Below are 9,344 nucleotides of genomic sequence, written 5' to 3'. Positions count from 1 at the left end.
GCTCAGATCGCCAGCCTGAAGCCCGCATAGGCCGCCCGGCGCGGCGTACCGTAGCGGAAGCTCGTCTCGTACTGTTCGTTGAACAGGTTTTCGACCCGGCCGAACAGTTCGATGTTGCCGGTTACCGGGAAGGCTGCGCGCAGATCGACCAGCACATAGCCCTCCAGTTGACGGGTGTTGGACGCGTTGTCGAAACTTGAACCCACATGGGTGACCGTTGCCCCGGTCTTCAGACCGAACGCCCAGTCATAATCGACCGAGGTATTGATGCTGTGGCGCGGACGCCGTACCAGATCGAGACCCGTGGCCACGTTGGTTGCTTCGACATAGCCATAATTGGCCTGCACCCGCAGCGCATCGACCGGCTTCAGCGTCAGGGCAAATTCAAGGCCCTGCGCCCGCGCCTTGGCAACATTGTCATACGTGCCGAATGGACGATTGGTGCAGATCCCGGTCAGCACCGTACAACCCACGAAGCCGATCAGGTTGCGCGTATCGCGGTGGAACCATGTGGCGCCCACCTCTATCCTGCCACCCAGCAACTTCTGGGTAACGCCTGCATCCCACCCTTGCGAGGATTCGGGAACCAGAGCGGTATTGCCATATTCGCTGAACAGCTGGAACAGCGATGGGGTCTTGAAGCCCTCGCCATAGCTGGCGCGCAGGGTGGTGCTGCCTTCGTTCGGGGTGAACACGCCGCCTGCGGAGAATGTCGTCTTGCCGCCAAAGGTATCGTGATCGTCATGGCGCAGGCCCGCGCTGAAGGTGAGACCGGTCACCGGCCTGGCGCTGAGCTGTCCATAGACGCTGTTGATCCGCGCTTCGGCAAGCGAGAACGGGCTGCCATAGCTTGATGTGCGGAAGCTGGCTTTTTCGGTTTCAGCCCCGAAGGTTGCGCCAACTGTATCGATGAGATCGACGTTGCCCTGATATTCGAAGCGTTCGTTGCGGCCCTTGGCGTTGAAGGTTTCCAGTTCCGTGCCGCCGGTCAGATCGGTATTGCGGCGGCGCGTATCGGTCAGCGTATAGGCGATACGGTTGCGGAAACGGCCATCGAACAGCGCGGCGTTAAGCCCGGCGTAACCCACCAGTTCCCTGGTCCGGGCAAATTCGGGCGTATCGCCAAAGCTGAATGTGGGTGCCGGGAAGCCATCGACCCCCACCTTGCCATCGGAATACCAGCTGCGCAGATCGATCGAAATCGCATCGGACAAAGCGATGGCGAACTTCGCGTTCGCACCGAAGTTGCGATAGCCATCGCGCTCCTTGCCGCCGCGCGTTTCGTTGAAAGTCGAAAAGCCGTCCGTGCGCAGATAGCCAGCGCCGACGCTTGCCGAAACCGGGCCGAACTTGCCCGACACATTGCCAACCACGCGCGCCGTATCGCGCCAGCCATATTCGCCAGAGGCGTTCACCGTCAGGTCTTCGGTGGGCGTACGCGTGACGATGTTCACCACGCCGCCGATGGCCTGGCTGCCCCACAGCACCGACTGCGACCCGCGAACCACTTCGATCCGTTCGATATTGCCGGTCAGCAGGTTACCGAAGTTGAAGCCGCCGCCCGGTGTCGAGGGATCGTTGAGCTTGACGCCATCGATCAGCGCGACCGTCTGGTCGCTTTCCGCGCCGCGAATGGAGACCGACGTGCTGGTGCCAAGGCCGCCATTGCTGGTGACAGTGATGCCGGGGACAGAGCGGAGCAGATCGGTAACCGCCACCGATTGCCGCGTGGTGATGTCATCAAGCGTGATGACCGTGACCGACTGGGCAACTTCGGATGTGGTTTGCTGGGTGCGGTTGGCCGATACGATGATGGTATCAGCATCTTCGGCATGAGCAGCGACGGGAACAGTGGCCACCGACAAGAGCAGGGCCGACTTGAAAACAGACGATTTTGCAACAGACGATTTTGCAACAGACATGGGTTTCCCCCTTTTGAACAACGTCAAAAGAGCCGCACGACAGCGATTACGCGAAGGACACGAAGCCCACCGCATGCGACTCTGGCTTAGTCGTCACGCGAGGGATTCCTCGATCATCACCCGGCACACCCCGTCCGCGTGAAAGAACGACTGTTACGGGCAGGTCTCCTGGCTCTCGGGTCAATGTCGGCCGCTTCACCTTCCCGGTCCGCAAGAACCAGTGGCATAACGAAGCGGCGACTCACCGATCACAGTTGCGGGGGCAGCCCCGGATCATGGCCGATGGCCATTCCCGGATTCCCTATTCATCCCATCGCTGGGAACCTGTAACGGACGCGCCTATGTCGCAGCGCAATATGAAACGCAAGGGGTGGCGGTAATGGGAAAGACGGTTCTTGTATTGGGCGGGGCACGATCGGGCAAAAGCGGCTTTGCCGAACAATTGGGCGATGCCCTTCCCGGCCCGCACATCTACATCGCCACCGCGCAGGCATTTGACGATGAAATGACGCAGCGCATCGCCCGCCACCGTGCCGACCGCGCCGGTCACTGGCAAACAGTCGAATGCCCGCTTGCCCTGTCAGAAGCGATTGCCGCGCATGACGCAAACGACAGCGTGATGCTGGTCGATTGCCTGACCTTGTGGCTGAGCAATCTGATGCTGGGCAATCATGATGTGGCGGCGGCGCGCAGCAATCTGGCGGAGTTGCTACCGGCGGTGCAAGGCACGCTGCTGCTGGTTTCCAACGAAGTGGGGCAAGGGATTGTGCCGGAAAATGCACTTGCCCGCCAGTTCCGTGATGAAGCGGGCTGGCTCAATCAGGCTTTGGCGCGTGTGGCCGACGAGGTGTGGTTCGTGACGGCAGGCATTGCCCAGCGGCTGAAATAGGCAGGTAGTTGTCCTGCGCGAGCGCACCTGCCAGAGACGACAGTCAAGTGCCGGATGGCTGCTTCTGCCCGCGACAGAACCAACCGAGGCACGGGTTGATCGCGCTCAACGTCGCCTTTGCGCCGTTTTCAGAACCTGCCGCGCATCGGCAGGAGTGAACAGACTGTCGCCGTCGCGATCCAGCGCTTGAAAGCGCAAATCTGCGGCACTGGCGAATTCGGATTCGCTGACAACGAAATTGAGATCGCTGTCTGCCGAGGCAACGGGATGGGGTATCGGTAGCAATCCGAACAATTCGAGTCCCTTCGGTCGCTTCGCTTCCAGTTCGCGCAGCTTCTTTTTCAGCTCTTCCACGTCAGGCTTGCCAGCGCGTCGCCCGCCTGCGCCGCCGGCCTCCTTCAAGAGCGACGCGATGGACGGCTGCGTTCGCCCCAATGTGGGCGTATGGATTTCCGGCACGATTTCCTCTTCATACCGCTGCATGTCCACGGCTCCGATCCTGCCATCGCCATCGCCATCCAGTATCCGAAAAAAGCGCTCGGCATCGGCGCGAAATTCAGCGCTGTCCAGCTTTCCATCCTGATTGCGATCAGCCGCGCCGAACCATGTCATGAAAGGACGTTCTTCCGCTCCGGGAGACACGCGAAATGGCTCGCCCATAGGACTGATGAACAATCCGATCTGCTCGCCTTTCGATTTCGCCCCCGCCGCATGAATGCAGACAAACATTGCGATACCACCCAGAACGGTGGTCACGAGCGTCAGGGGCCGCATGCCGATTTCTCCATTGATCGTCCATGCGACTGAATGACGAGCTTTTCGCCAGTGTGAGCGACTGTAACGAAAGGTGTATTTCCCCGCTATGCCTGCCCATCGGTTCTGCGAATGCCAGACGGCCGATGCCGGTCTGGATATCCACCGCGACACATTTCGTAACGATAGGTCACGGTGGCGCAGCACTGCGGTGACCTGCGACCGTCAGGGGCGAAGGGATCAGGGAACCATCGCCAGGAAAACGCCATGCCTGCGGCAAGATCATCGTTATCGTCCCACGCCACAGGCACGAAGTGGCAGACCGCACGGAAAGCATGCTTCGCCGCAACAGTGAGCGTCAGCGCCTTCACGGTGTTTCCGCATGGGGTTCATGCCCAAACACTCAAGGAGGCTCTCCTTGAAGCGTATCGGACCAATCCAACCCTTGCGGCAGCGCGGGCAAACCAAAGGGCGACGGACGAAAGCGTTCCGCTGGCGAAGGCCGATGGGCGCCCGCTATCCGCCGCAGACACAGCCTATACCGAACAGATTCTCCGTACCGGACAACCGGTTCAAGGCACGACCGTGCCCGTCCAGACAACGCCCGCCCGATCGGTGTCCGGCCAGGCATCCGTCACGGTCCCGCTCTACAACGGAGGGGCGATCAGAAATGCGATCAAGGCCGCCGAGGCGCGCGTCGAAGCGGGCCAGAGCGATTTGCGTGCTACGGAAGCGTCGGTCTTTTCACGCGTCGTGGCCGCTTATTGGGATGTGATCCGCGATAGCGAGATTGTCCGGCTGAACGCACAGAACGTCACCACGCTCGAAGTCGGTCTCCAGTCCACGTCGGATCGATATGACGTAGGCGACATCACGCGTACCGATGTTGCCCAATCGCAGTCCAGGCTGGATTCGGCCCGCGCTGATCTGGAGCGGGCCCGTGCGCAGCTGGTGAGTTCGAAAGAGAACTATGTCTCGCTGGTCGGTTCCACACCCGACGATCTGGCACTTCCACCGCCGCTTTCCGGCTTGCCTGCCACGCCTGAAACCGCAGTTGAAACGGCGCTGACCGATAATGCCGACATCGCGGCGGCGCGAAAGGTGGGCACGGCTGCGCGTTATGATGTCCGGTCTGCGCGCGGCGCGGTGATGCCGCGCGTTTCGGCATTCGCCAACGGCAGCTACACCGATTTCCTTGGAAGCGAGGACCAGCGGTTCATTCCAGCCACTACACATAGCGCCGCAGCGGGGCTGACAATCAGCGTCCCCCTGTATCAAGGCGGCAGGCCCGCAGCGGCACAACGCCAGGCCGTCGCCAGAGAAACGGCGGCCATCGAGCAGACAATCGCGGTCGAGCGCGACGTTATCGCCCAGGTTCGTGCATCTTATGCAAGCTGGCGGTCTACCGAAGCCGCCACGGAGTCGTTACGATCTGCCATTCGTGCAGCCGAGCTTTCCTTGCGCGGGGTCGAGGCTGAACATTCGGTCGGAAACCGGACTATCCTCGACGTTTTGAACGCGCGGCAGGAACTCCTTGGTGTCCGTGTACAATTGGTCACGGCCCGGCGCGATGCTTATGTCGCCGCATTTTCGCTTCTGGCGGCCACGGGCCATGCCGATGCACGGGAACTGGGGCTGGATGTGTCAGACAGCTACGATCCCGCCGCCCATTACGCGCGGGTACGCGGCAGCTTCCTGGACTTTGCTTTCGAACCCCAGCCTGGCCCGAACGCTTCCAGAACAACCGGACTGCCAGCCCAGGATGCGGCGCCGGTCGAGATGTCGAACGAATGATGATGCCGTGATCGGGTTGTCGATACGTTTTGTCACCGTCGGTCACCCTGGCGCAGTAATGACGTTACCTCGCTCCACCATTTTTCACGCTTCAGCAGACAGTCGAACAGCAAGGAGCGACGATCATGTCTCGGTTCAGGACCATCCTGATGGCTTCGGCAATTGCCTCGGCCATTTTCGCGTCAAGCGCCCAGGCGGGGCAGGGCAGCATCAGCGTCCGCGGCCCGCAGGGACGAGGGTGGAGCGCCGAACGCTCGGTTCAGGCGGGGCCGGGGAGCCGGTCGGTCAGCCGCGAGATCAGCACGAACGACGGGCGGCAGGCCAGCATTTCCAGGAACGCTCATTGGGGTGGTGGCCATTATGACGCCCGCACGACCGTCACGGGTCCCAATGGTGGCACAGTAACACGCGCAGCTTCCGGCCACGCCTGGCAAGCGCCGCCACCCCCGGTGTACCGTGGCGCGCGGCGCGGGTACTATTTCGCTCCGGGGTACGGCTATTACGCGGTTCCGGCGCCGTATTATGGTCGGGCATGGGCGGTCGGCGCCGTCGTGCCTGTCGGCCTGCGGCGATACTATGTGCCGGTTCCGGCAGTATACGGACTTCCCCCTGCCCCGATCGGGTACAACTGGATATTCGCAGGCAACCGGGTTGTACTCGTGGTAGGCCATAGCGGCGTCGTTGTCCGGGTTGGACCGGTGTTCTGGTGATCGCCATGGCAACAGGCTCGATATCGTCAGCAGGGGTTCCCTCGCTGACCGGGCAGACGGATCGTACCGACATGCCGTCCATCGGCGAACCAAGGCTCGAACTCTGCCGCTTCTGGATAGAGGATAAAGCCAAGGCGCAATTTCGGGTCGCCTGGCATATGACAATGCTTACCTTGCGCCGCGACCATGGCGCGGCAGCTTCGCTTCTGGTCGATGCTGCCGATGGCAGTCTGGCGGCCATGATCCTGTGGCGCGATGCGCTGTCCGAAGCGCTTGCAAAAGATGGCGAAGGCCCCCTGGTCGGGCAGGGATGCATCGAGACGACATCGAGCAAGTTCGCGTTCCCCAGATCGGCTTTCGACCTGGGTCTGGAGAAGATGCCGATAGCGGGCGACAGCGAGTGACGAACGCACCCGCCATTCAACCCCCGGTCGACGTTCGCCGCACCCCGTCCGGTCTTTCCCCGGCGTTTCTGGCAGCGATGTTACCGCTGGCGCTTGCGGGATGCGCTAGTACAAAGGTTTTCGAGATCACAGCCATCGCCCCACCCCTGGCGCGCCCGACGACGATAGTTGTAGATGCGATTTCGTCCGGCTCGCATGAACCTTATCGTCTGAAAGCCGCCGACCGGCTTGAGCAGCAACTTGTCATGGACCTGCGCAAGCGCGGTTTGCCGGCAATCCATGCGTCGTCCCCGGCCAGCAGTGCCCCTGTGCGACTTGAACTTCGGATCGAGGAACTTCAACGCGGCGATACTGCGATGCGCTGGCTCATCGGGTTTGGCGCGGGCAAGTCCCGAATGTCGGTCCGCGCGACCCTTTCGACGCCGGACGGCGCAATACTCGATCTCGATGCGCGCGCGAGCAGCGGCAACAGGCCGGGACTGATCCTGCCCGCAGGCGTCGGCGCCGCTACCGGCAGGATTGCCAATGCCGCAATCGGGGCGGCGCTCGGCATAGCCACCAATTCCCGTCAAGGCGCCGGTCGCGATCTGCAAAATGTCTCGAAAGCGCTGGCGCAACGAATTTCGGTCTATTTTGAAACTGGCGGACAATCGCTCAAGGCTGACTGAAGGACCGGGCAATGACCAGCATGATGCGAAGGCCCCCGGCCTCGGCATTTTCAAATCCCACTTCAATCCCGTTGCGTTCAGCCAGTGCCAGAACGATGGCCAACCCAAGTCCCGCGCCGCCCGTTTCCCGGTCGCGGGAGGGATCGAGCCGCTCGAACGGACGTCCAAGACGTGAGAGGGCATCGTCGGGAACACCCGGCCCGTCGTCCTCGATCGTCATGCGAATCGAAGAACCGACACCGGCCACATCGATCCTGACGCAATCACCGTGGCGCAGACCGTTGTCGACAAGGTTCGCCACGATGCGCCGTAGCGCCACGGGGTCGCTGTCCACGATCAAGGGGCCGCCCTCCAGGCCCAGCACGACACTCTCGCCGATCTCGGTTCGTATCCCGACCATCCGGGTCAGTTCCTCGGCAAGATCCACCCGCTGCCGGTTCGGCGCGGACGCAGCCTCCCGCTGCGCAAAGAGCAGCGTGTCTTCCAGAAGATCGTGCATTTCACCGATATCGTTGATGGCACGCCGTCGATGCTCAGGATCTTCGATAAATTCGGTCCGCAGTCGAAGCCGCGTCAGATAAGTCCGCATGTCATGCGCAACGGCTGCGAGCAATTGCGTCCTTTCAGCGACAAGACCGCGAATCCGCCCTTTCATGTCATTGAAAGCCGCGCTCAGATCGCGCAGTTCCTGGGCGCCTTCCAGGGGCAGGTCGGGTGCGTCCAGCTCAGCCGCGAAAGTCCGTATCCGGCGCGATAACCGTACCAGCGGGCGGGTAGTCTGGCGAACCGCGATGGCGAGCGCGAGCAGCACGAAACTCCCCAGCACCATTCCAACATAAGCGCGGCTGCGCATGTAGTGCTGGACAACGACCGATGGACGACTGTCGATAAGCAGCCATCGTCCATCACGCAAGCCGACGGCAAGTCTGGTCGGATCGATGAAATTCTGTGGCCCCGGCCGATCGCCCAAAGGGCGATGGATGATGGCATCGTCGCGCCACAACAGTACGGGCCTGTCAGCCAGCGCCGCAAGATAAGCCCGGCGCTGGCTGGAAAGGTGGCCCGCCTTCTCCCTTTCGACTGGCGGCAACTGGTCCGTCAAGCGGACCTGAAACAGGGAATCGTCAAAATTCGCGAGCGCGGCGGCGCGGAGGCCGGGATCGATTGTCTCCAGCGTGAAAGCCATGGCGCGGACCTGATCTGGCGGCGGGAGATTGGCATCCTGTCTGTCGTAGACTTGGCTTGGCAGCAGCATCGCCAGCGTCACCGCGAGCTGGAGCAACACGAATCCCGCGATGAGCACGGTGGCAAACCGCAGCGAAAGGTTGTGCACGACGCTCAAGGGGCTAGGCTTTCTCTACCCGCTCGGCGAAGACATAGCCGCCGCCACGAACAGTCTTGATCAGCGCCTCCCCTGAAGGATGCTGGGCCAGTTTGCGGCGCAAACGGCTGAGTTGCACATCGATCGAACGATCGAACGGGCCCGCATTGCGCCCTCTCGTCCAATCAAGAAGCTGGTCCCGGTTCAGCACACGATGGGGATGAGTCACAAGACTGACGAGCAGGTCGAATTCACCCCCCGTCAATTCGATCGCCACGCCACCGGGATCGATCAGGGTCCGGCAGCCGGCATCGAAATTCCAGCCCCCGAAGCGGTAGCGTTCGACGCTGAGCGGCGCCGTAACGCGGTTAGCCTCGCGCGTTCGCCGCAATATGGCCTTTACACGGGCGATGAGTTCACGCGGGTTGAAAGGTTTGGGAAGATAATCGTCCGCACCGACTTCAAGACCGATAATCCGATCCACATCTTCAGCCTTGGCAGTCACCATAAGGACAGGAATGCCCGTCTGTGATCGCAGACGTCGGCAAAGCGACAACCCGTCCTCACCGGGGAGCATGACGTCGAGCACGACCAGATCGACGCGTTGCCGTTCGAGCAGCCTGTCGAACTCCCTGGTCGACTTGCAACCAGCAGGCACGAATCCCTCACGTGCGAGCAATTCGACCACCATGGTACGGATTTCCCGGTCGTCCTCGACAACTGCGATGAGGCTGTTTTCCATAACTCCTATTGCCGTGTTGGCGCGCACAATAAAACCGGCCCGTCACCGCGGTTACTTTTCGTTACATTTTGCAATCGCGGCGAAGTGCTCAGCTTACACGCACAAGCGACAGATGCTGGCCGATGACAGGATCATCACCAC

The 9,344-nt window shown here is 61.5% G+C and carries 9 protein-coding genes and 1 riboswitch; of the genes, 5 read left to right on the top strand and 4 right to left on the bottom strand.

Annotation, left to right across the window (positions count from 1 at the left end; all coding sequences use genetic code 11):
* Positions 1 to 2 precede the first annotated feature (2 nt).
* A complete protein-coding gene (locus LUA85_RS01185; protein WP_231471732.1) occupies positions 3 to 1,859 on the bottom strand; it encodes a TonB-dependent siderophore receptor in 1,857 nt (618 codons plus the stop codon).
* Positions 1,860 to 2,062: 203 nt separating this feature from the next.
* A riboswitch (cobalamin riboswitch) is annotated at positions 2,063 to 2,265 on the bottom strand.
* Positions 2,266 to 2,301: 36 nt separating this feature from the next.
* Here LUA85_RS01185 and cobU point away from each other — a divergent pair.
* Positions 2,302 to 2,811 (top strand): bifunctional adenosylcobinamide kinase/adenosylcobinamide-phosphate guanylyltransferase, encoded by a 510-nt coding sequence (gene cobU, locus LUA85_RS01180; protein ID WP_231466511.1) that lies wholly within the window; start codon positions 2,302 to 2,304, stop codon positions 2,809 to 2,811.
* A 105-nt stretch (positions 2,812 to 2,916) separates the two neighbouring features.
* Here cobU and LUA85_RS01175 read toward each other — a convergent pair whose 3' ends face one another.
* Positions 2,917 to 3,771 carry a hypothetical protein gene (locus tag LUA85_RS01175; RefSeq protein ID WP_231466510.1) on the bottom strand — a complete coding sequence of 285 codons (855 nt, stop codon included), beginning with the start codon at positions 3,769 to 3,771 and terminating at the stop codon, positions 2,917 to 2,919.
* A 60-nt stretch (positions 3,772 to 3,831) separates the two neighbouring features.
* Here LUA85_RS01175 and LUA85_RS01170 point away from each other — a divergent pair, with 60 nt between their 5' ends.
* From LUA85_RS01170 to LUA85_RS01155, 4 genes are all read left to right on the top strand, one after another.
* On the top strand, positions 3,832 to 5,358 hold the full coding sequence (locus LUA85_RS01170; protein WP_371823635.1) for a TolC family outer membrane protein: 1,527 nt from the start codon (positions 3,832 to 3,834) through the stop codon (positions 5,356 to 5,358).
* A gap of 125 nt (positions 5,359 to 5,483) precedes the next feature.
* Positions 5,484 to 6,068 (top strand): RcnB family protein, encoded by a 585-nt coding sequence (locus tag LUA85_RS01165; RefSeq protein ID WP_231466508.1) that lies wholly within the window; start codon positions 5,484 to 5,486, stop codon positions 6,066 to 6,068.
* 5 nt (positions 6,069 to 6,073) lie between these two features.
* Positions 6,074 to 6,472: a hypothetical protein gene (locus LUA85_RS01160; protein ID WP_231466507.1), complete on the top strand. Its 399-nt coding sequence runs from the start codon at positions 6,074 to 6,076 to the stop codon at positions 6,470 to 6,472.
* A complete protein-coding gene (locus LUA85_RS01155; RefSeq protein WP_231466506.1) occupies positions 6,469 to 7,140 on the top strand; it encodes a DUF4410 domain-containing protein in 672 nt (223 codons plus the stop codon). Before LUA85_RS01160 ends, LUA85_RS01155 begins: the two co-directional genes overlap by 4 nt.
* Here LUA85_RS01155 and LUA85_RS01150 read toward each other — a convergent pair.
* Together LUA85_RS01150 and LUA85_RS01145 are read right to left on the bottom strand one after the other, a co-directional pair.
* The gene (locus LUA85_RS01150) at positions 7,127 to 8,473 is read right to left on the bottom strand and encodes an ATP-binding protein (protein WP_231471731.1); all 1,347 of its coding nucleotides are present in this window, start codon (positions 8,471 to 8,473) and stop codon (positions 7,127 to 7,129) included. The genes LUA85_RS01155 and LUA85_RS01150 overlap by 14 nt on opposite strands.
* Positions 8,474 to 8,486: 13 nt before the next feature.
* Complete coding sequence (locus LUA85_RS01145; RefSeq protein ID WP_231466505.1) at positions 8,487 to 9,203, bottom strand: response regulator; 717 nt, start codon at positions 9,201 to 9,203, stop codon at positions 8,487 to 8,489.
* Positions 9,204 to 9,344 lie beyond the last annotated feature (141 nt).

The organism is Novosphingobium sp. CECT 9465 (genome assembly GCF_920987055.1).
Taxonomy (GTDB): domain Bacteria; phylum Pseudomonadota; class Alphaproteobacteria; order Sphingomonadales; family Sphingomonadaceae; genus Novosphingobium.
This window is presented reverse-complemented; position numbering and strand designations above follow the sequence as displayed.